Genomic DNA, 20,933 nt, shown 5'->3' on the forward strand with positions numbered 1-20,933 from the left:
GGATTGTTATGAGTTATTTTGAAGCCTTTATGCTGGCCCTGATCCAGGGGCTGACGGAGTTTCTGCCGATATCGAGCTCTGCTCATTTGATTTTGCCTTCCGCTATTTTGGGCTGGGATGATCAGGGGTTGGCGTTTGATGTTGCCGTCCATGTCGGAACGCTGGCTGCGGTGATCTGGTATTTCCGCAAGGAGGTGGTTGCCCTGCTCTCGGCGTGGGTCAGCTCCATTTTCAAGAAAGAACACAGTGCCGAGTCCAAGCTGGCGTGGATGATCGTGCTGGCGACGATCCCGGCCTGTATTTTTGGCCTGTTCATGAAAGATATCATCGAGATCTACCTGCGCTCGGCATGGGTCATTGCTTGTACCACGATTTTCTTCGGCTTGCTGCTGTGGTGGGTGGATGTGCGTGCCATGCAGAAAGATGATGAGTATCAGGCGGACTGGAAGCGCTCGTTGTTTATTGGCCTCGCCCAGGCGGCGGCAATGATCCCGGGGACCTCGCGTTCCGGTGCCACCATGACCGCGGCGCTGTACTTGGGCTTTACTCGAGAAGCCGCAGCGCGTTTCTCGTTCCTGATGTCGATCCCGATCATTCTGCTGGCTGGTGGTTATCTGGGGATGAAGCTGGTGGCCAGTGGGGCACCAATCCAGATTGAGGCCCTGACCATTGGTATCGCGGTCTCTTTTGTCAGCGCTTATGCCTGTATTCACGCGTTCCTCAAGCTGGTGACACGTCTGGGGATGCTACCGTTTGTGGTATACCGCCTGTTGCTTGGCGCTGGCCTGATGGCGTTTCTGCTCACCCAGTAATCCCTTTTCATCATATTGATACAGAAAGCCCGGCCATGATGCGCCGGGCTTTTTTTGTGGGCAATGAAGCCGCTGCTGCGGCTAGCGAAGGTGGGAGAGGGCAACGGCGACGGCTTCCGCACGTCTTAGGGCCAGTTGCTCTTTGATTTCCTTGCTTTTGAATCCGGCCTCGACAATCGGCTTGACGTCGACCGACTGGGCAGCGGCAAAGGCACCTTCGAAAATATCGGCCTGCGGGTAGGGATCACTTTCGAACCCGGTGCGGCCACGGATATCAGCCCGGCAGCAAGTGGCCAGCTGGCTGACGCGCTCCGGTTTTCGCCAGGCATCGATTTGGTCGAAGATATTGATGAAGGTGGCAGGGCGCAGCGCGGCGGCATGGTGGATCTTGGTGTGCTGGGCACAGACCACGAGGGCAATGTCACGGTACTCGTTGGGTACTCTCAGGCGCCGGCACAGATCGCGTATGGCATCGAGCCCGGTGCGGCAGTGCATCTTGTGGCTTGGGAGTTCTTCCTTCGGAGTCAGGGCCTTACCGAGATCATGGACCTGGGCGGCAAAGCGGAGCACTGTTGACGCACTGAGTTTCGCCGCCTGCTCGGCAACCAGCAAGGTGTGGATGCCGCAGTCGATTTCCGGGTGCCATTTTTCCGGCTGGGGAACACCGAACAGAGCGTTGAGCTCAGGCATGATCACTGCCAGGGCACCGCACTGGCGCAGCACTTTGAGGAAGATCTCTGGGCTGTCCGACTGCAGTGATTTCTCCCACTCGATCCAGACCCGCTCAGGTGTCAGAGCTGAGAGTTCACCGGCCACCACCATGTCCTGCATCAGCGCCATGGTTTCGGGGGCGACGGTAAAGCCGAGGTGGGCAAAGCGGGCAGCAAAGCGGGCCACGCGCAGAACCCGCAATGGGTCTTCGACAAAAGCCGGGGAAACATGGCGGAGTTGGCGGAGCTTGAGATCGCGTTGTCCCTGGTAGGGGTCAATAAGGCTACCGTCGTTTGTCTGGGCGATCGCATTGATCGTCAGATCTCGGCGCATCAGATCCTGCTCGAGGGTCACATCCGGTGCCGAGTAGCAGGTGAACCCGGTATAGCCCTGACCTGATTTACGTTCGGTACGGGCAAGCGCGTACTCTTGTTTGGTTTTCGGGTGCAGGAAAACCGGGAAATCGCTACCGACCTGGTTGTAGCCTTGGGCGAGCATTTGCTCGGGGGTCGCCCCGACAACGACCCAGTCTTTATCCTTCACGGGCAACCCAAGCAGGGCATCACGGACAGCCCCACCTACTAAATACGTTTGCACTGTTTTATCCTTTTGTCGCTCGGCCTGCAGGCTGTGTCTGTCGATTATACCAAACCTTGCCGGGTCCCACGAATGGCTTGAACAAGGCCGAGGTTTGGGGGTTAGCGGCTTGTCAGGCTTAGGCGCAGGGGCTATACATTCAGTTAAGGGACAGGTAACGTAAGGGCTTCCCCCCTTCCAGGCCAACAATAAGAGAATACATGGCATGTACAAGGACTTTTTTGGCATCACCGAGCCACCGTTTTCTATTGTGCCCAGCGCACGCTTTCTTTATCTGAGTGAGCGTCACCGCGAAGCACTGACCCATATGTTGTCTAGCCTCAATGGAGGGGGCGGCTTTGGGTTATTGACCGGCGAGGTCGGCACGGGAAAGACGACGGTGCTGAGGGCGCTGGTATCACGCCTGCCGCAGGAAACCCAGGTGGCGGTGATTATGAACCCGTCGCTGTCCACCCTGGAGCTGCTTGCAAGCCTGTGCGATGAACTCGGCATTAACTACAGCGAAGGGGCCACGATCAAAACCCTGACCGATGGGATTTACCAGCATTTGCTGGCTAACCACCGGGAGGGCCGCCAGACCCTGTTGCTGATTGACGAAGCCCAGCACCTGTTGCCGGAAGTGCTTGAGCAGCTGCGTTTGCTGACCAACCTCGAAACCGACAGTATCAAGCTGCTCAAGGTGGTGTTGGTTGGTCAGCCTGAGCTGCAGCAGCTGTTGCAGCAAGACAGGCTGCGCCAGCTTGCCCAGCGCATCACCTCCCGCTATCACCTGCTGCCGCTGACGGAAGACGAGGTGCGGGAGTATATCCATTACCGGCTGCAGGCGGTAGACTGCCTGCACGAAGTTTTCCCTCCGGCCCAAACCAAGCAGATAGCCCGGGCTACCGGCGGGATCCCGAGGCTTATCAACTTGGTGTGCGACAAGTCGATGCAATTGGCCCACCAACAATCCACCCACCAGCTGAGCAAGGAGTTGGTGGAGCGTGCCTGCAGCGATGTCCTTAGCTGGCAGTTGCCGCAATACTCTGCGCCTGGTGCCTTCGAGGCCCCTTCCGCTTCACGTAAGCCGTTGGCCGTGGCGTTGGCGGCTGGGGTGATCACGGCGGTAGGACTGGGATTTTGGTCCGGTGCCCTGTCGCTACCGGGCCACTCTACTGTGTCTCAGGAGCCAGCCGTGGCCGTGCAGACCCCGGCACACAATTTAGCGTCTGTTGCTGGGGACGGGGAGCAGGAAGGTGTCCGCCAACCGGTGTCTGCCCCTCCTACTGTCATTCAAGCTGCTCTGACGGTCAAACCATCGGTGCAGGCTCCCCCGCAACAGCTCTCACCTGAGGCGTTGTGGCTGGAGGTTGTTAAACAGGCGAGATCCGAACGGCTGGCGATGCAAACGCTTTATAGCCTTTGGGGATACAGTACCCAGCTCAACCAGGCCAATTGTGAGTCGGGCAGGCGGGTTCAGCTGAGTTGCTTTAGCGGCAGCGGCTCTTTGGAGCAACTGGCACTGATCAACCGTCCGGCGATTGTCGCCCTCACTGAGCCGGGAGGGGAGGCATATTTTGCCACCTTATATGCTATTGGTCAGGAGCAGGCTGAGCTGCTATTGGCCGGCCAGCGTTTTGCCGTGAGCCGGAAATGGTTATCCCAGCGCTGGCGCGGAGAGTATACCTTGCTGTGGCGGCCGCCTCTGGGCGATAACAGTGCCATCCGCTATGGCCAGCAGGGGCCAAGAGTACAATGGCTCGATCGCCAGCTCAGCCAGTTGCTTGGGGTTATGCCTGAGAACCAGGATACCTTCGAGCAGGCCTTGCTCAACAAACTGCGCCGTTTCCAGCGCGCTCAGGATTTATCGGTGGATGGGATCGCCGGGCCACGCACCCTGATGGTGATTGATTCAGCCCTTAACCTACCGGGCCCGACCCTGCAACCGGAGAAAAGTTAATGTCGAAGATATTATCTGCCCTGGCCCAGTCTGATGCCCTGCGCACACCGGCAACTCTGCCGTCGGGTAGTGCGTTCCGCTCGGGGCCGGCAGCCAAACCTGCCACCCCCTGGTTGCTGCCGGGCATCGGTTTTGCCCTGCCGGTTATTGGGATGCTGGGGTATTTGTACTTCCAGCCACCGCAAACGGAACCGCACCAAGTGCCTCAGCCACAGCCCGCTGAACATCAGGTTGCTGTTGCGCCGAAGGTGGCAGGGAGTCGGGTCTCTGGTGCGGCAGCGGAAGGGGGACCGATCCCCGTCCTTGAACTGGCCGATGAGGTTGAAGCTCCCAAGTATCCACAAGGTATTGCGCGACTCGATTACCCGCAGCTATACGCCGAGCCTCTCCCTAACCCGCCGGGACAGTCATACCGCGCTCAGTCCCCCCAGACAGTATCCGGCCCGGCTCGGGGCGGCGGTGTGCCAAATGGTTGGGCCAGCGAGCCGGTTGCATTGCCTCCCTCGGCTGAGCCGTCATTAACGCGTTCGGCGCATAACCCGGGCAATTCGGCTGACGATAGCTGGGATCTGGAAGCGCTGGATTATTCCGAGCTGTCGCCACAACTGGCGAACCAGCTTCGGGCTGCGATCGCTGCGACAGGCGAGGGCGAGACCCTGCCGCAGTTGCTGCAGGAAGAGCGGTTGCCGTCAATGCCGGAGCCGCAGCCGCTGAGTGCCGTTTCGATTGGCAACTTGCCGGCCTCGGTCCAAAACCGGATACCCCGCCTGAACTTCCAGACCCATATTTATTCTTCGGCGGCGGATAGCCGCTGGGTGAAGGTTAATGGCAGCGAAGCCTATGAAGGGGATGAGATTGCTCCAGGGGTGGTGCTGCGACGGATCGAGCCGCGGGTGGTGGTATTCGACTTTGAGTCTTATCTGGTCTCCATGCCGGCGCTGTCGGAGTGGTAGTCCGCCGCTGTTGGGCCAGACATAAAAAAAGGCAGCCAAGCTGCCTTTTTTATCCTGCAAGGGATGGTCGGGTTATGCCCAGCCGTTGTTGCGCTTGCGACGGCGCGGGATAAGGTGCGGCAGGACAAGGCCAAACAGCAAACCACCACCGGCAACCATAGCGCCGTAGGTGAACCAGCGCATCAACAAGTCGTCTTTTTGGGTGTCCAGGCGGGCACGCAGCTCGCGGATCTCCGCTTGTGAGGTCATTAGCTGCTCGTTCAGCTGGCTGTTCTGCGTTTCCAGATCTGAAATCTGGTCGTTGCGAAGCTTGAGTGAAGTCTGCAGGCTAGCGGTTTTCTCATCGCTCGACTCCAGTGCTTCTTCCAGCTGGGCCTTCACTTCGGTCAGCTCTTTTTCTAGAGCCGGAAAACGTACCTTTAGACCCACTTGCGTTGAAACAAAATCAGAGTTGACCCAGCCGGTACGGCCGCGGCTATCACGAATTTTGCTAAAGCCGGTATCACGGTTGGTTTCCAGTAGGTCGACTTTTGCGCCGGCATTCACACTGCCCATGATACGGTACTGGGTGCTTGGCCCGTTGTGCATGTAGGTGAACAGATTGTCGGAGATGTACCGAGTTTGAGCCTGTGCAGGCATGGTCACCATGGCACAAGCGAGTAATAGTAAGCTGATTAACTGCTTCACAATTTGATTCCTTGGGGGAGAGCCTGTTTTTTCTCTAAGAGGCAAAGTCTAAGAATTTTGTGGGCTGGGTGCAAGAAAAGAGGGAGGCATCGCCTCCCTCTTTTGATCTTGAGCCCGCTTTGACGGTGTTTAACTAAACACAGCTTGCATTGCGTAGTAGAAAATGACTGCAAGCAGGGCGCCAGCTGGTAGGGTAACAACCCAAGAGGCAACGATATTACGGACCACACCCAGGTTCAGTGCTGCGATACCACGGGCAAAGGCAACACCAATGACACCACCGACTAATGTTTGGGTGGTTGAAATAGGAAGACCCGTACCCGATGCAAGAACAACGGTAGAGGCAGTCGCTAGCTGGGCAGCAAAGCCACGGCTTGGCGTTAGTTCGGTAATACCGGTACCAACGGTGGCCATAACCTTGTGGCCCATTGTGGCTAGGCCGATAACGATACCGAAGCCACCTAACGGCAAGATCCACCAAGCGATTTGACTCTTGGCCGTGATTTCACCCATGTTCTGAACTGTAGTGACAACGGCAGAAAGAGGACCGATAGCATTGGCTACATCGTTAGAGCCGTGGGCAAAGGCCATCGCACAAGCTGTAACCACCATCAGCAGGCTGAAAATACGCTCAACACCGGCATATCCATTGCTATCAACGGTCGAACCGTCGTCTGTGTATTTACGGTTAATATAAATGTAACCAAACACCATTACAATGAGGGACACAGCTACAGATGCCAGCCATGCTTCACCGCTTGAGAGGTGAAGGCCTACGTGTTTCAGACCCTTTTTGATCGTAACTAGAGCGATTACGATCGTGGTCATGAACATGTAGACAGGCACGAAGCGCTTAGCATTGATTACTGGGTTATCAGTATCGAAGATCAGGCGCTGGGCGCTGATGAAAATAGCATAAGCAAACAGCCCCGAGATCAACGGTGTGATAAGCCAACTGCCGACGATGCCCTGAACAGAGCTCCAGTCAACAGCGTCAGTACCTACTGAAACACAGGCAAAACCGATGATGGCACCAATAATGGAGTGAGTAGTAGATACCGGCCAGCCCATGTAGGACGCAACCAGTAACCAAGTACCTGCAGCCAATAGGGCTGACATCATGCCGTACACCAATACTTCCGGATTGGCAGCATATAGCGAGGTGTCGATAACCCCTTTGCGGATGGTATCTGTAACTTCACCACCTGCTAGGTAAGCACCCGCAAACTCGAAGATCATCGCAATGATGATTGCTTGTTTAACCGTCAGTGCTTTAGAACCGACCGAGGTACCCATGGCGTTGGCAACATCATTTGCGCCAATACCAATAGCCATCAATAGACCAAAAAAAGCCGCCACCAAAATGAGAATGGTGCCGTAGTTAGCCAGGATTTCCATTGTAAAACCTTGTTTTTGTTACACTCTTTCGCTTATGAGCGCGATAGCATGATTTCAAGACGAGAGCCGACACGTTGTGCCTGATCAGCGATAGCACCAACCCACTCGAGAATCTTGTAAAGGAACATGATATCCACCGGACTGAGTTGGTCTTCGATGGACATGAGCTGTTGGCGAAGCTTGATCTGCATGCTGTCGGTATCGTCTTCGATAACGTCAAGCTGGTTGATCATCTCAGCCACGAGCGTCACTTCTCTGCCTTTAAAGCCTGTTTCAAGAAGCTCGTCCAGTTCGTTGATGACACGGTTCGCCTGGTTGGCGGCGTCAAGGCAACGTTGAACGTAGGCAATAAAGTCAGGATACATTTCGGAAGGAATTTGAAGCTGGCGACCCAAGACGCGGCCCGCAATGTCTTTCGACAAGTTGGCAAGCTTATCTTGCTGGGTCAGTAGACCAAGCATGTCAGTACGATCGACTGGCATGAAAAGGCCACGAGGAAGCTTCAGACGGATTTCACGCTTGAGCACATCCGCATCTTTTTCAAGCTGGGAAATTTGCTCGCGCAAAACAGCCGCCTGATCCCAATCACCCGCCTTACAGGCTTCGAAGAAAGGGACAAGCAATTCGCAACACTCATTTACACGAGTAACGTGGCGTTGCAGAGGTTTGATCGGGGACTTAGCAAATAGCCCCATAATAGTATTTACTGGCATAGCCGAATAACCTAGAAAGTGCCTTAAATGGCTAATTCTTGAGCGATGGTCATTAAGGCGCGCATGGTAACGCATAAGTAAGTATAGGGGAACTAATTTCGATCAAGGTTTTGTTTATATTTCAGACTTGCCCCGGAGTGCAATTGCCAATATCCTTGGTTTGCCACTGTTTATAGGTAGAACTATGGAAACTGAGATAGAACTGAAGTTTTTCGTCTCACCAGAATTTTCGAGCCAGTTACTAAAAAAAATCGCTGAAGCGAAAGTTCTGCAGCAAAGTCGTCGCGAGTTAGGCAATGTCTACTTCGACACCCCAGACCAAATTCTTCGCCAGCACGATATCGGCCTTCGGGTCCGTCGTTTTGATGATGTATTTGTCCAAACATTGAAGACCGCCGGTCGTGTGGTCGCCGGATTGCACCAGCGTCCGGAATACAATGCTGAAACCAATAGCACCGATCCTGATCTAGCCTTGCACCCTGCTGATGCCTGGCCGGAAGGCTTTGATGTCGAGCGCACCCAGCAGCAACTCGCCCCGCTTTTCTCTACGGATTTCGTCCGCCAGCAATGGTTGGTCGCGATGCCTGACGGCAGTCAGGTCGAGTTGGCCTTTGATCAGGGCGAGGTCAGTGCCAATGGTGAAACGTCACCGATCTGCGAAGTGGAGCTTGAGCTGAAATCCGGTCAGACCGATGCCCTGTTTACCCTGGCGCGCGAATTGTGCGCTGATGGCGGTATGCGCCTAGGTAACCTAAGCAAGGCCGCTCGGGGCTACCGCCTGGCGGCGGGTTATCAGGGCGATCAGGTAACAACGCTCTTGCCAGTTGAACTTGACGGTAATGAGTCGGTAGAAACCGTGTTCGTCAAAACCCTCGAGCATGCACTGGAGCATTGGCATTATCATGAGCAAATTTTTGCTGAGCGGCAAGAGCCGGCGGCACTGGTGCAAGTCCAGCAGGCGCTGGGCCTGATCCGCCAGACTCTGGTGACGTTCGGTGGCATGATCCCGCGCAGGGCCAGTGCCCTGTTGCGCCAGGAGCTGCAGTGGCTGGAAGGCGAACTGGACTGGTTGGGCGATGCCGCGGGTCTGGATTACTTGCTGGCGGAAAAGGGCCACGCCCTGAAAAAGCTTAATGCCCGCAAGCAGCTGGTCAAGCAGCTTGAAGCCATTGAGGCCGATCTGCCAGATGACAACGAAATGCTGCTGCTGATCAGCTCTGCCCGCTATTGTGGCCTGCTGCTCGATTTGAGTCGCTGGCTGCTAAGCCGGGGATGGCAGCCGTTTCTTGATGACAAGTCTCGAGCGCGCCTGGCCGAGCCGGTTAAAGGGTTTGCCGATAGTATGCTGGCCCGCTCCTGGCAGGAGCTGCTCGATGTCTTTCCGGCTGAGCGCCAGCTCAACCGGGTCGACTATCTGGATCAGCAGCCGCGATTGGTCCGTAACCTGATGAGTGGCCTGAGTTTTGCTTCTTTGTATGAGGAAGAGAAGCGACTGGCTTTCCGAATGCCTTGGCTTGATTTGTTGCAGGGGATCGAGGATCTTCGTCATCTCGAACCTATCCGCCAGTTGCTGGAGCAACAGGAGGACGAGGAGGAGCGAAGCCAGATAGAAAAATGGCTGCAGCGCAAGGAAGAGTCCCTGATCCATGCTATGGATCAGACCCGGCAAATGGGGATTGAATTAATCCCGTACTGGCCGTAAGCCCTATCACCCAAGACACCCGGCACTACGCCGGGTGTTTTTTTAGCGATTACTTCTGCGCCAGCTTCTTTTCGATGGCCTCAAGGCGCTCGAGCAGGCGCTGCTGGCTGGCCAGCATCGCTTGCCATTCCTGTTCATGGCGGACATCGTCCAGCTCTTTGGTGTGCTCGGGATCGGAAATGATCGCACTGACCAGACCGGCCACCATACCAAATAAGCCGACGCCACAGATAATAATGACCGCTGCCAGTACCTTGCCCAGCAGCGTGACCGGATAATGGTCACCATAGCCGACGGTTGAAATCGTGACGAAAACCCACCACAGGGCATCGCTGGCATCTTTGATGTTGGACTCGGGGACATTGCCCTCGAGGATCAGCATCAGGGCAGAGCCAACAGAAACCAGTACGGTTAACAGCAGGAAAATACTGGCGACGGTCGCCTCACGGCGGTTGCTGCGGATTTGGCTCAAGATCTGGTGGCTGGAGCGGATCAGGCGGATCACTCTGAAGATTTGCAGCAGCCGGGCGAAACGGATTTGCTCAATGATCGGAATGCTGGCGATAAAATCGAGCCAGTGGGTTTTGAGGTACTGCACTTTCTCCCTGCTGCGGAAGAAGTCTGCCAGCAACTGACACCAGAACACCAGACAGATAAAGGTATCAATGCCCAGCAGCAGGCGGTAGCCGTTACTTTGCTTGGGCAGGAAGATCATGGTGGTCACAATAGTCAGTGATACAAACGACAATACCAGTGACATCAAGCTCATCGGATTGAGTTCATATTTGACGGGGTCGATCTTTTTCATCATTAAATTTTTTAACTGCGCAGCCGATAGATAGAATGGAATTTATTGTTTCGGTGCGAAAAATAAATAGATTTCTAGGCACCGATTCCCTACTTCCCCAAGCGCCGATGTCGGTCGTATGCCGGCACAAAATGTGCTATGGGGCGTAATAAGAATATATGGAGATACCACATGACCAAAATGGTTTTCAAGCCATGGGAAAAAGGGCTGACAAATATTCGGTTGATCCCCAAGCTGTTATTGCTGATGGTGTTCAGTACGATTCTATTGGTTGGCAAGCAGCTTTGGGATGCCAGCACCTTCTATCAATCAGTAGTGGAGATCCAGCAGGACAGGGCAAAAGAGCAGGCCCGGGCAACGGCTGCAGTGATCCAGGCATTACCGGTGGCCAGCCAGCAGGATACGGCGCTGGTCGAGCAGCTTGTTACTGCTCAGGCGGCGGCGATGAACAGCGGTGCCTATGTCTACTTGGTGGAGCGGGGAAGCAATACCGTTATTGGCCACCCAAGCGCCAGTGCACTGGCTGATCTGCAGAGCGATATTGCCAGCCAAGGCAGACTTAACCGCATCTTGCAGCAACTGACAGGGCATGCAAACTTGATTTTTGCCGATCAGTCCCGTTTCGAATATGCGGTTGAACTGCCTCGCTTTAACTGGGTGGTCGTGGCTTCGCAGCCGGCCTCGGAAGCCGAGGCATACTATCAGCAGTTCTTGGTACAGGTGGCTTGGCAAACGGCCCTGATGATTATTGCCTTTGTGGTCATTTTGCTCGGTGGTTCTCATGTTATGTTGCGGCAGACCCGCTACCTGGCTGATAACATCAAGCATTTGGCCGCCCGCGATCTGACCCGGCCAATTGTAATGGAGTGCCGTGATGAATACGGGGATTTGGCCCGAGAGCTGGAGAAAACCCGGCTTCAGTTGCGCGATGTGATTGGGAGCCAGCGTGACGCGGCAGGCGAGCTGTCAGGCCTTGCGGAGGTGATGTCGATCAGCATGGTGGAAACCAAGGAGTCGGCGCAGGAGGAGTTCAATGAAATTGACCAGCTGGCATCGGCCATGAGTGAAATGACCTCAACGGTCCAGACAGTGGCCGAGCATGCCCGTGAAGCCTCCAGTGCGACCGAGGGAACGTCAGGCCAAGCGGTACAGGGTCAGCAGTTTGTGGCTCAGACCATTGGAACTATCAACCAGCTGTCGCAGGATATCAGCCAGTCAGCCAATGCCGTAAACCAAGTTGAGGAGCGGGTTGAGCAGATCGGCACTGTGATTGTCACCATTCAGAGCATTTCCGAGCAGACCAACTTGCTGGCGCTGAATGCGGCGATTGAGGCAGCCCGTGCCGGGGATGCCGGACGAGGCTTCGCGGTCGTTGCCGATGAGGTCCGCAACCTTGCCCAGCGTACCCAAACTGCGACGGTAGAAATCCAAGAGATGATCTCCCAGCTGCAAACCAGTGCTCAGCAAGCCGTGGGACTGATGGAGCAGAGTGTGGTGGAAGCGGCCGAGGGGGTTGAACTCGTTACCAGTGCCGGCGGGGAGTTGGATAAGATTGTTGAGCAGGTCAGCCTGATCAATGACATGAACTTCCACATAGCCTCGGCTGCCGAGCAGCAGAGTACCGTTGCCGATGAGATGAACCAGAATCTGACCAATGTTCGCGAGCTGGTGGAGGCCTCGGTGGTGGTGGTCTCGGAGCTGTCAGAGACATCCGATGCTATGCAGGAGCATGCCTCTGAACTTGAAAAGAAAATCCAAGCTTTCCATGTGTAGCAAAATGGCTTAGCAGCGTGCTGGTTTTCAGCCAAATCAACGCCCGCCTTTGGCGGGCGTTGTGCTATCGTAAGGACAATCAAAACGCCGTCAGGCAATACCGCTGATTGTGCGGCAGGCCGTTGGCAGGCAACAACAAGGCATTTGAAAAGGAACCCCTATGACTGTGCAGGATCATTTCCAAACCGCAATGGACAAGGCGTGGGACAAGGTGAGTGGCGCCCAGCCAGAAGCCGTAGCAAGCTGGCCGGCGGAAAAGCTCGGCCAGCTCAAGCAGGCACTGGCCTACAGTGACTTCATTACCGCCGCGGTAGTCTGCGATGCCGCTTTGTTGCCCTGGTTGGCCCAGCACCTTGGGGATCCGACTCGGGCCGAAAACTACCGCTGTGAACTGGCCGGGGAGCTGGCAACGATCAACGATGAGGCTGGTATGATGCGGGTGCTGCGCCAGTTCCGTCGGCGAGAAATGGTCTGGATTGCCTGGCGAGACTTCCTTGGCCACAACAGTTTGGATTTGAGCCTGGATCATCTGTCCATGCTGGCGGAGGCGATGATTATGGAGGCTTACGGGTGGCTGTATACCCAGTGCTGCCGGGAGTGGGGAACGCCGATGAACAGCTGCGGTGAGGCTCAGCCGATGCTGATCCTCGGGATGGGCAAGCTGGGGGGCGGTGAACTCAACTTTTCTTCCGATATCGATTTGATCTTTACCTACCCGGAGAACGGCGAAACCCAGGGGGGGCGCCGCAGCCTCGCCAATGCTCAGTTTTTTACCCGCTTGGGACAGCGTTTGATCAAGGCGCTCGATCAACAGACGTTTGATGGCTTCTGCTATCGGGTCGACATGCGTTTGCGCCCGTTCGGGGATAGCGGCCCGCTGGTGATGAGCTATGCGGCGCTGGAAGACTACTACCAAGAGCAGGGGCGCGACTGGGAGCGCTACGCCATGATCAAGGCCCGGGTCATGGGCAGGGAGAGTTTTTCCCAGTACCAAGAGCTGCGCCAGATGCTGAGGCCTTTTGTTTTCCGCCGCTATATCGACTTCAGTGCGATTCAGTCACTGCGGCGGATGAAGGCGATGATCAGCAGTGAGGTGCGTCGCCGTGGCCTGACCAATAACATCAAGCTTGGCCCTGGCGGGATCCGCGAAGTGGAGTTTATCGCCCAGTCGTTCCAGTTGATCCGTGGTGGCCGTACGCCGGAGTTGCGGGGGCGGGGGTTGCGCGAGACCCTACAGGCTATAAGAGCTCAAGGCTTATTGCCTGCTGCGCAGGTCGATGATCTCGAGCAGGGTTATGCGTTCTTGCGTAAGCTGGAAAACTTGCTGCAGGCTATCGATGATAAGCAAACCCAGACGTTACCGGACAAACCTTTGGATCAGTACCGCTTGGCCTTGGCGATGGGTTATGAGGATTGGGCTGGGTTAGAACGGGCTGTTGGCCAGAAAATGGCGGCGATCCACGCTGTGTTCGATGACATTATTGGGGCCGATGAGGAAGAGTCGCACAGTGAGACAACGGCTCAGTTCCATGAAATGTGGGCCATGATCAAAGATCCTGAGGTGGTGACAGCGATCCTCGCTGAGCTCAATGCCCCTGAGGCTAGCAGCCAGCTGTCCGTTTTGACCAACATGAAAGCCGAGCTGTCAAAGCGCACGTTGGGCCCTCGCGGCCGCGAAGTGTTAGCCAAATTGATGCCGGCAGTACTGATGCTGATTGTCACCCGTGATGATGCCCCCGCTGTGTTGGAGCGGGTTAGCAAACTCATTGTCCGCATCGCAACCCGAACCACTTATCTCGAACTGCTCAGTGAGCACCCTGCCGCACTTGAGCAATTAGTTAGGCTGTGTGCGGCGAGCCCGATGGTCGCCACCCAGCTGGCCCAGTATCCGATTTTGCTCGATGAACTGCTTGATCCTCAGCATTTGTACAACCCGACGCCGCTGGAGCATTACGGCGATGAATTGCGGGAGTTCCTGGCCCGGATCCCGGAAGAGGACATGGAGCAGCAGATGGAGGCGATTCGCCAGTTTAAGCAGGCCCAACTGCTGCGCATTGCGGCGGCCGATATTGCCGGAGCCCTGCCATTGATGAAGGTCAGCGATCACCTGACCTATTTAGCCGAAGCCATTGTTGCGGCCGTGGTCAATCAGGCCTGGCTGCAAATGGTCGACAAATACGGCGAGCCGACCCACTTGCTCGAGCGCAGCGGACGGGGATTTGCGGTATTGGGCTATGGCAAGGTGGGGGGCTGGGAGCTGGGGTATGGCTCGGACCTGGATCTGGTGTTCCTCCACGACTGTCCTGATAATGTGTACACCAATGGCCGCAAAGAGATCGACGGCAGGCAGTTTTATCTGCGCTTGGCCCAGCGGATTGTCCATCTGTTTTCGACCCGGACCGCCTCGGGGGTGCTGTACGAGGTCGATATCCGCTTGCGGCCGTCTGGCGCGTCGGGCCTGTTGGTCAGTACCATGGGGGCGTTCGCCGACTATCAGCAGCAAGAGGCATGGACCTGGGAGCACCAGGCCTTGGTCAGGGCGAGAATGATATACGGTGATGCCCCGCTCCAGCAGGCGTTTGCGGATGTCAGGCAGTCAGTCTTGATGGTCCGCCGAGAGGCTGTCTCTTTGCGGCGGGAAGTGGTGGAAATGCGCCACAAGATGCGCGAACATCTCGGCAGTAAGAAGGCTGGCATGTTTGGCCTCAAGCAGGATGAAGGTGGGATCACCGATATCGAGTTTCTGGCCCAATATTTGGTGCTACAACACGCGGCCGAAGAAAAGGCCCTGACCCGCTGGTCGGACAATGTCCGCCTGTTCGATACCATGGCCGATTACGATATTTTGGCCCCGGAGCAGGCCATGCAGCTCAAACAGGCCTACTGTGTGATGCGAGATGAAATCCACCGGCTAAGCCTGCTCGGCCTCCCCGCCTATGTGGAAGAAAGCCGTTTTGCCGCTGAGCGTCAGGTCGTCAAGGCGATCTGGCAGACATGGCTCGAGCCCGATGCCTAACACTGACTGACCAGCATATGCAGGAGCGGGGAGGCCTCGCTCTTTGTAGTTGAATAACCGTTGAAATCCCCTGAGCAGATGCATGCTAATTTGGCTTTGTGTTAATATTTGGGGGTTATCACAATCCCGGAGAAAAAAATGAAACTGACTCTTCCTGATTATGATCAAGCAGGCGTGCTGGTCGTGGGTGATGTCATGCTGGATCGCTACTGGTATGGGCCGACAGGCCGTATTTCACCTGAAGCCCCCGTTCCTGTAGTCAAAGTCGATCAGGTAGAGGAGCGTCCGGGGGGCGCGGCGAACGTGGCGATGAATATCGCGGCACTGGGTGGTCATGCCCGCCTAGTTGGCCTGACCGGTATTGACGAACCAGCCCGTGCGCTGTCGGAAAAGCTCTCGTCGCTGGATGTGCGCTGTGACTTTGTGACTTTGCCGGATTACCCTACCATCACCAAGTTGCGCGTCATGAGCCGCGGCCAGCAGATGATCCGCCTGGACTTCGAAGAAGGCTTCCATGATGTGCCGGCGGATGTGATTTTGCCGCGTATGGAGCAGGCATTGCCTTCCAGTAAGGTCGTGGTGCTGTCGGATTATGCCAAGGGAGCCCTCGAGCATGTGCAGGCAATGATCCAGCTGGCACGCAAGTCAGGGGTGGCGGTCATGGTCGATCCGAAAGGGGCGGACTTTGAACGTTACCGCGGTGCGACCTTGCTGACGCCGAACTTGTCTGAGTTCGAAGCGGTGGCGGGCAAAACCGAGTCGGAGCAAGATCTGGTTGAAAAAGGCATGGCCCTGATCGAGCGCTTTGAGCTGGAAGCGCTGCTGGTGACGCGCAGCGAGCACGGTATGACCCTGCTGCAAAAAGGCCAGGAGCCACTGCATATGCCGACCCAGGCCAAAGAGGTGTACGATGTCACCGGTGCCGGTGATACCGTGATTTCGGTGTTGGCGGCATCGCTGGCTGCGGGTAAGTCGTTGTCGGACTCTTGCAAGCTGGCCAATGCCGCTGCGGGTGTGGTGGTTGGCAAGTTGGGCACCTCGACCCTGTCGACCATTGAACTGACTGAAGCGATCCATGGCAGTCAGGACAGCGGGTTTGGGGTGATCAGTGAAGTTCAGCTCAAGCAGGCGGTGAAAGCAGCCCGCGCCCGTGGCGAGAAAGTCGTGATGACCAATGGGTGTTTCGATATCCTGCATGCCGGCCACGTGGCCTACCTCAACGAGGCGGCGAAGCTAGGTGATCGCCTGATCGTTGCCGTCAACTCAGACAGTTCGGTACAGGCGCTGAAGGGGCCGGGGCGTCCGGTCAACCCGGAAGATCGCCGTATGGCGGTATTGGCAGGGCTGGGTGCTGTTGATTGGGTAGTGCCGTTTAGCGAAGAAACCCCACAACGCTTGATTAGTGAAATATTGCCGACCCTGCTGGTAAAAGGGGGCGACTATAAGCCGGAAGAGATTGCCGGAGGCCAGGAAGTGATTGCTGCCGGTGGCGAAGTCCGGGTCCTGAACTTTGAAGACGGCTGTTCGACAAGCGAAATCATTGCGGCTATCAAGGGGGGGCGTGGCTAACTTGCCCCTGCCGTCGAAAAGTGGTGCCTCAGGGCTTGCTGAAGTATCACCAAGACAATAAAAAGCGCCATCATTGCTGATGGCGCTTTTTTTATGCTTGGCATTTCGAATGATAGACGGCGATTACTTTGCTCTGATCAGACCGGCATTAACATCCAAGACATCTTGTTCGTTCAGCGAGCCCACAGCCTGTTTTAGCTGAAGCTGGCTGATGATGTAGTCGTAGCGGGCATTGGCCAGCTGACGGTTGGCATCATATAGACGGCGGGTCGCATCCAGGACGTCAACGATGGTACGGGTACCGACATCGAAACCGGCCTCGGTCGCTTCAAGTGCCGACTGGGCAGAAACCACCGACTGCTGGTAAGCGCGAAGGGCACCGATAGAGGCGTTGATGTTGTTGTAGAAAGCACGTACGTCACGGACAACGCTGCGGTAAGAGCCTTCCAGATCTTCACTTGCCGCCACATAGCCGAACTGGGCCTGCTTCACTTCGGAGGTCACACGGCCACCGGTATAGACAGGCAGTGCCAGGTTGATACCGGCGGTCAGTGTGCCGTCATCAGTGCTGGCTAGCTTGTCATCGTAGTTGTAGCCGGCATTGAAAGACAGGGTCGGCAAGTGGCCGGACTCAGCTAGGGAAATCTGATCGCGGGCGATATCTTGTGAGATACGAGCCGTCAATAGGTTAAGGTTTTCCGTCTCGGCATCCTTGATCAGATCTAGCACTCGTGCTTTGGGTGCGCTGGCGCTGAAGCGGCGGGTATCCAAGATGCTAAGATCGGTGTGTGCTTGGCCGGTGATTTCGCGTAGACCCTCGTAGCTGTTAGTCAGGGCATTTTCAGCCAAGATTTCGTCCGCCAGTACGCTGTCATACTGCGCCTGGGCATCGTGCACATCGGTGATTGCTGAGAGGCCGACTTCGAAACGCTGCTTGGTTTGCTCTAGCTGGCGGCCAACGGCTGCCTTCTCGGCACGGACGAAGTCCAGGTCATCCATTGCGCGTAGCACGGCGAAGTAGGCGTCAGAGACACGCAGGATCAGGTTTTGCTGAGAGGTCGCATAGAATGCATCGCTCTGGCGGGCCACCTTCTCGCTAATATCTAGGTTTACCCAGCTGGCACGGTTGTAGATCGATTGGTCCAGGGTCAAACCACCGTTGAAACCATCGGCATCGCCATCCATGCGGGCGATGTTATAGCCAGCGGTTAGGTTGATTTGTGGTAGCAGTGCGCTTCGGGTTGAGTTAATCGCTTCGAACGCAGTATCTTTATCGGCAGCCGCACGCAGCAGCTGAGGGTCATTCTGTTTGGCTTGTTGGTAGATTTCGGCGAGATCATCAGCCAGTGCAGTATGGCTGAGACCGCCAAGCGCAAAGCTAACAAAAAGCGGAAGCAATTTTTTCATGTATGCCTTTCCTGGTCCTGACAAAAATAAGAGCAAGGCTCCAGTTTAACCTATGTTTCCTTGCCTGAAACTGATCATTGAACAATTTACTTTATTTTACGATATTTTACTGGATTAATTGTGATTCTAATCTTTTCGCTGAGAAAAACGACTTAAAAAAAATCATAATTATTGTCATAAATGTTGAATTAAATCATTGCCGTTCCTCATTGGGGATGGAATGATATATGCCTTCGTCGGCCGGAGGCCGTGCCAGAATGGGTGATAAGGAAGAAAAACATGGCAAAAACAGGTAGTAAGCAAACCGGACCGGGACAGTTTTCTGCCGGTGATGTGGAAATTCTTGCCCAGGAGCCATTGTATCAAGGCTTTTTCAGTATGGTGAAATACCGTTTTCGTCATCGCCTGTTTGCGGGGGGCTGGAGTGAGCCTCTGGACCGCGAGATGTTCGAACGTGGCCATGCTGCAGCCATGTTGCCTTATGATCCGGCCACCGATCGGGTGGTGCTGGTCGAGCAGTTCCGGGTTGGCGCGATGGCGGCAGATTGCTCGCCATGGCAGCTGGAGATTGTGGCCGGCATTATCGAGCCTGGCGAACAAGCCCAAGATGTGGTGCGCCGTGAGTCGGTGGAAGAGGCTGGCGTTGACGTCGGCCAGTTACATAAGATTACCCGCTATCTGTCGAGCTCCGGCGGTTGTTCGGAAACCTTGGATATTTTTGTCGGTGAGGTGGACAGCACGTCGGCGCAAGGCATCCATGGCCTGGCAGAGGAAGGCGAAGATATAAAAGTGCATGTGGTTTCTCGAGAAGAGGCATACCAGTGGGTGGAATCTGGTAAAATTGAGAATGCAGCCTCAATCATTGCCCTACAATGGTTGCAATTGAACTACACTCGGTTGCAAGCGGCCTCTTAGACGGACACATCACAGAGGATACCGATTGAATAGAAGATACGCTGTTGATTTTGCTGGTATCATGCGATTGTACGAAACCAACTATGCGAAGTTGCTCCCATTGCTACCAAAAAGCGATCAGGTAGGGGACCATTGCATTTATTGTGTTTCGGAACAGGAATATCATCTGACCATTACTGAGTCGACCCGTTATACCACGGTGGTTGAAATACATCTCAAGGCAGAGGAATCACTGCCTGATTACCTGATCCCAAAAATGACGATCAGGTTGTACCACGATGCTAGGGTCGCAGAAGTGTGTTCAGCTCAGCAGACTTCTCGTCTTCAGCCAAGGTATGATTACCCCAATATGCGAATGCATCAGAAAGATGAGAAGCATCAAGTTAACCGTTTTCTGGGAGACTGGTTGGCATACTGCCTAAAAAACGGGATCAGCAGACAGTCGGTTTGTTAATAGAATCAGATAGACAAGGTTTTTGACGTTTTGCAGAACTTTACTCTGCCACAGACGAACCGCGATAGTGTGGTTCTTCTGCAAATTACCGATACCCACCTTTTTGCCGATGATGGCGGCAGTTTGTTGGGCGTCACGACAAAAGATAGCTTTCATGCCGTGCTGGATGCGGTAGATGCTGCCGCGCGCCCTTTTGATGCCATTGTGGCAACGGGTGACATTTCCCAAGATCATACTGAATACTCTTACCAGCGCTTTTGTGAGGGGATCGCGCGCTGGTCGCAGCCATGCTTTTGGCTGCCGGGCAACCACGACTACCAGCCGAGCATGCAGGCGGTATTGCCCTCGCCGCAAATCAAGCCATGCCATCAAGTGCTGGCCGGCGAGCATTGGCAAGTGATCCTGCTCGATAGCCAGGTGAAAGGGGTCCCGCACGGTGAATTGAGCGGGGAGCAGCTCGATATGCTAGATCAGGCCTTGTCGGCTCATCCGAACCGGCATGCGCTGGTTCTGTTGCATCATCATCCGTTGCCGGCAGGCAGTGCCTGGCTCGATCAGCATCAGCTTCACAACAGTGAGCCGTTTTGGCAGGTGGTTGGCCGTTATCCGCAGGTGAAGGCGATTTTGTGCGGCCATATCCACCAGGAGTTGGACCGTATCCACCGGGGGGTGAGGGTCTTGGCAACTCCGTCGACCTGTATCCAGTTCCAGCCGGATTCGCAAGATTTTGCGCTGGACCAGAAAAGTCCCGGCTGGCGCTACCTTGCGCTGCACCGTGATGGGCAGCTCGATACCCAGGTCCACCGTCTTGATGGCCATGACTTTACCCCGAACTTTGATTCCGCAGGTTACTAGATGAAGCCGTTGCTCTTGTATATCCACGGCTTTAACAGCTCACCGAAGTCGCTCAAGGCGACCTTGATGGCTGAGTATTGCCAGCGTGAACGGCCGGATATCCAGGTTGAGATCCCGCAGATCCCGTGTTATCCCGCAGATGCCGCCCGATTTATTGATGAACGGGTGCAATCATTGCGAGAGCAATTCCGGATAGGCTTGGTCGGCAGTTCGCTGGGAGGCTACGTATCCACCTGGCTTAACGACCGCTATCAATTGCCTGCCGTGCTGGTCAATCCTGCCGTCAAGCCGTATGAGCTGTTGCAAGACTTCTTGGGCGAGCAGGAAAATCCTTATACCGGGGAGCGCTATTTCCTCGAAGCCAAACATATGGATGAGCTGCGCCAAATGGATGTGGGCAAACTCCGCCACCCCGAGCAGTTGTGGCTGCTCCAGCAAGAAGGTGACGAAGTGCTGGATTACCGCCAGGCTGTCGAGAAATACTCGGCCTGCCGGCAAACGGTTGAGCCCGAAGGGGATCATAGTTTTGTCGGATTTGATCGTTATCCCGAACAAATCATTCAATTTCTGGGTCTGTAATACTTCCCGAGCACGTGTTGCTTGAGAGGAATTTGTCCCGACTTG

General features: G+C 55.4%; 17 protein-coding genes. 11 read left to right on the forward strand and 6 right to left on the reverse strand.

Annotated features, from left to right (window positions below; genetic code table 11):
- Positions 1-8: 8 nt before the first annotated feature.
- A complete protein-coding gene (locus C9J03_RS16925) occupies positions 9-812 on the forward strand; it encodes an undecaprenyl-diphosphate phosphatase (RefSeq protein ID WP_044624271.1) in 804 nt (267 codons plus the stop codon).
- 81 nt (positions 813-893) lie between these two features.
- Here the strand turns inward: C9J03_RS16925 and C9J03_RS16930 are convergent, their stop codons facing one another.
- Positions 894-2,120, reverse strand: coding sequence for a multifunctional CCA addition/repair protein (locus C9J03_RS16930; RefSeq protein ID WP_044624270.1), 1,227 nt, complete (start codon positions 2,118-2,120; stop codon positions 894-896).
- A 205-nt stretch (positions 2,121-2,325) separates the two neighbouring features.
- Here C9J03_RS16930 and C9J03_RS16935 point away from each other — a divergent pair, with 205 nt between their 5' ends.
- The gene (locus C9J03_RS16935) at positions 2,326-4,059 is read left to right on the forward strand and encodes an ExeA family protein (RefSeq protein ID WP_044624269.1); all 1,734 of its coding nucleotides are present in this window, start codon (positions 2,326-2,328) and stop codon (positions 4,057-4,059) included.
- Entirely contained in the window at positions 4,059-5,012 is a 954-nt protein-coding gene (locus tag C9J03_RS16940; RefSeq protein WP_052829839.1) for a general secretion pathway protein GspB, read from the forward strand. Before C9J03_RS16935 ends, C9J03_RS16940 begins: the two co-directional genes overlap by 1 nt.
- Positions 5,013-5,084: 72 nt before the next feature.
- Here the strand turns inward: C9J03_RS16940 and C9J03_RS16945 are convergent, their stop codons facing one another.
- The 3 genes from C9J03_RS16945 to C9J03_RS16955 all read right to left on the reverse strand — a co-directional run bounded on the left by C9J03_RS16945 (position 5,085) and on the right by C9J03_RS16955 (position 7,810).
- Positions 5,085-5,699 carry a TIGR04211 family SH3 domain-containing protein gene (locus C9J03_RS16945; protein ID WP_039456258.1) on the reverse strand — a complete coding sequence of 205 codons (615 nt, stop codon included), beginning with the start codon at positions 5,697-5,699 and terminating at the stop codon, positions 5,085-5,087.
- A 129-nt stretch (positions 5,700-5,828) separates the two neighbouring features.
- On the reverse strand, positions 5,829-7,097 hold the full coding sequence (locus tag C9J03_RS16950; protein ID WP_044624268.1) for an inorganic phosphate transporter: 1,269 nt from the start codon (positions 7,095-7,097) through the stop codon (positions 5,829-5,831).
- A gap of 32 nt (positions 7,098-7,129) precedes the next feature.
- A complete protein-coding gene (locus tag C9J03_RS16955) occupies positions 7,130-7,810 on the reverse strand; it encodes a TIGR00153 family protein (RefSeq protein ID WP_039456252.1) in 681 nt (226 codons plus the stop codon).
- A 184-nt stretch (positions 7,811-7,994) separates the two neighbouring features.
- Between C9J03_RS16955 and C9J03_RS16960 the strand changes: the two genes are divergently transcribed.
- On the forward strand, positions 7,995-9,512 hold the full coding sequence (locus C9J03_RS16960) for a CYTH and CHAD domain-containing protein (protein ID WP_044624267.1): 1,518 nt from the start codon (positions 7,995-7,997) through the stop codon (positions 9,510-9,512).
- 49 nt (positions 9,513-9,561) lie between these two features.
- Here the strand turns inward: C9J03_RS16960 and C9J03_RS16965 are convergent, their stop codons facing one another.
- Positions 9,562-10,320: a potassium channel family protein gene (locus C9J03_RS16965; protein WP_044624629.1), complete on the reverse strand. Its 759-nt coding sequence runs from the start codon at positions 10,318-10,320 to the stop codon at positions 9,562-9,564.
- A 171-nt stretch (positions 10,321-10,491) separates the two neighbouring features.
- On the opposite strand from C9J03_RS16965, the gene C9J03_RS16970 reads away from it, so the two are divergent.
- The 3 genes from C9J03_RS16970 (at position 10,492) to hldE (ending at position 16,678) form a co-directional block, all read left to right on the forward strand.
- Complete coding sequence (locus C9J03_RS16970; RefSeq protein WP_044624266.1) at positions 10,492-12,093, forward strand: methyl-accepting chemotaxis protein; 1,602 nt, start codon at positions 10,492-10,494, stop codon at positions 12,091-12,093.
- A 160-nt stretch (positions 12,094-12,253) separates the two neighbouring features.
- Entirely contained in the window at positions 12,254-15,109 is a 2,856-nt protein-coding gene (gene glnE, locus C9J03_RS16975; RefSeq protein WP_044624265.1) for a bifunctional [glutamate--ammonia ligase]-adenylyl-L-tyrosine phosphorylase/[glutamate--ammonia-ligase] adenylyltransferase, read from the forward strand.
- Between the two features lie 138 nt (positions 15,110-15,247).
- The gene (gene hldE / locus C9J03_RS16980; protein ID WP_044624264.1) at positions 15,248-16,678 is read left to right on the forward strand and encodes a bifunctional D-glycero-beta-D-manno-heptose-7-phosphate kinase/D-glycero-beta-D-manno-heptose 1-phosphate adenylyltransferase HldE; all 1,431 of its coding nucleotides are present in this window, start codon (positions 15,248-15,250) and stop codon (positions 16,676-16,678) included.
- A gap of 123 nt (positions 16,679-16,801) precedes the next feature.
- On the opposite strand, the gene tolC is transcribed toward hldE, so the two are convergent.
- Entirely contained in the window at positions 16,802-18,085 is a 1,284-nt protein-coding gene (gene tolC, locus C9J03_RS16985) for an outer membrane channel protein TolC (protein ID WP_044624263.1), read from the reverse strand.
- Positions 18,086-18,364: 279 nt separating this feature from the next.
- Between tolC and nudF the strand changes: the two genes are divergently transcribed.
- The 4 genes from nudF to yqiA are packed head-to-tail and all read left to right on the forward strand — an operon-like array spanning position 18,365 to position 20,888.
- Complete coding sequence (gene nudF / locus C9J03_RS16990; RefSeq protein ID WP_039456229.1) at positions 18,365-19,000, forward strand: ADP-ribose diphosphatase; 636 nt, start codon at positions 18,365-18,367, stop codon at positions 18,998-19,000.
- 25 nt (positions 19,001-19,025) lie between these two features.
- Entirely contained in the window at positions 19,026-19,454 is a 429-nt protein-coding gene (locus C9J03_RS16995; RefSeq protein ID WP_082008417.1) for a DUF1249 family protein, read from the forward strand.
- 30 nt (positions 19,455-19,484) lie between these two features.
- Complete coding sequence (cpdA, locus tag C9J03_RS17000; protein WP_044624262.1) at positions 19,485-20,309, forward strand: 3',5'-cyclic-AMP phosphodiesterase; 825 nt, start codon at positions 19,485-19,487, stop codon at positions 20,307-20,309.
- Positions 20,310-20,888 carry an esterase YqiA gene (yqiA, locus tag C9J03_RS17005; protein WP_044624261.1) on the forward strand — a complete coding sequence of 193 codons (579 nt, stop codon included), beginning with the start codon at positions 20,310-20,312 and terminating at the stop codon, positions 20,886-20,888.
- The last annotated feature ends 45 nt before the right edge of the window (positions 20,889-20,933 follow it).

The organism is Photobacterium gaetbulicola (assembly GCF_003025515.1).
GTDB classification, from domain to species: domain Bacteria; phylum Pseudomonadota; class Gammaproteobacteria; order Enterobacterales; family Vibrionaceae; genus Photobacterium; species Photobacterium gaetbulicola.

Bases quoted from the DNA above. Each gene is read 5' to 3' on its own strand.
- yqiA (WP_044624261.1), top strand. From the start codon at position 20,310: ATGAAGCCGTTGCTCTTGTATATCCACGGCTTTAACAGCTCACCGAAG.
- C9J03_RS16955 (WP_039456252.1), bottom strand. From the start codon at position 7,810: ATGCCAGTAAATACTATTATGGGGCTATTTGCTAAGTCCCCGATCAAA.
- C9J03_RS16960 (WP_044624267.1), top strand. From the start codon at position 7,995: ATGGAAACTGAGATAGAACTGAAGTTTTTCGTCTCACCAGAATTTTCG.
- glnE (WP_044624265.1), top strand. From the start codon at position 12,254: ATGACTGTGCAGGATCATTTCCAAACCGCAATGGACAAGGCGTGGGAC.
- C9J03_RS16965 (WP_044624629.1), bottom strand. From the start codon at position 10,320: ATGAAAAAGATCGACCCCGTCAAATATGAACTCAATCCGATGAGCTTG.
- C9J03_RS16925 (WP_044624271.1), top strand. From the start codon at position 9: ATGAGTTATTTTGAAGCCTTTATGCTGGCCCTGATCCAGGGGCTGACG.
- C9J03_RS16970 (WP_044624266.1), top strand. From the start codon at position 10,492: ATGACCAAAATGGTTTTCAAGCCATGGGAAAAAGGGCTGACAAATATT.
- nudF (WP_039456229.1), top strand. From the start codon at position 18,365: ATGGCAAAAACAGGTAGTAAGCAAACCGGACCGGGACAGTTTTCTGCC.
- tolC (WP_044624263.1), bottom strand. From the start codon at position 18,085: ATGAAAAAATTGCTTCCGCTTTTTGTTAGCTTTGCGCTTGGCGGTCTC.
- C9J03_RS16935 (WP_044624269.1), top strand. From the start codon at position 2,326: ATGTACAAGGACTTTTTTGGCATCACCGAGCCACCGTTTTCTATTGTG.
- C9J03_RS16940 (WP_052829839.1), top strand. From the start codon at position 4,059: ATGTCGAAGATATTATCTGCCCTGGCCCAGTCTGATGCCCTGCGCACA.
- hldE (WP_044624264.1), top strand. From the start codon at position 15,248: ATGAAACTGACTCTTCCTGATTATGATCAAGCAGGCGTGCTGGTCGTG.
- C9J03_RS16950 (WP_044624268.1), bottom strand. From the start codon at position 7,097: ATGGAAATCCTGGCTAACTACGGCACCATTCTCATTTTGGTGGCGGCT.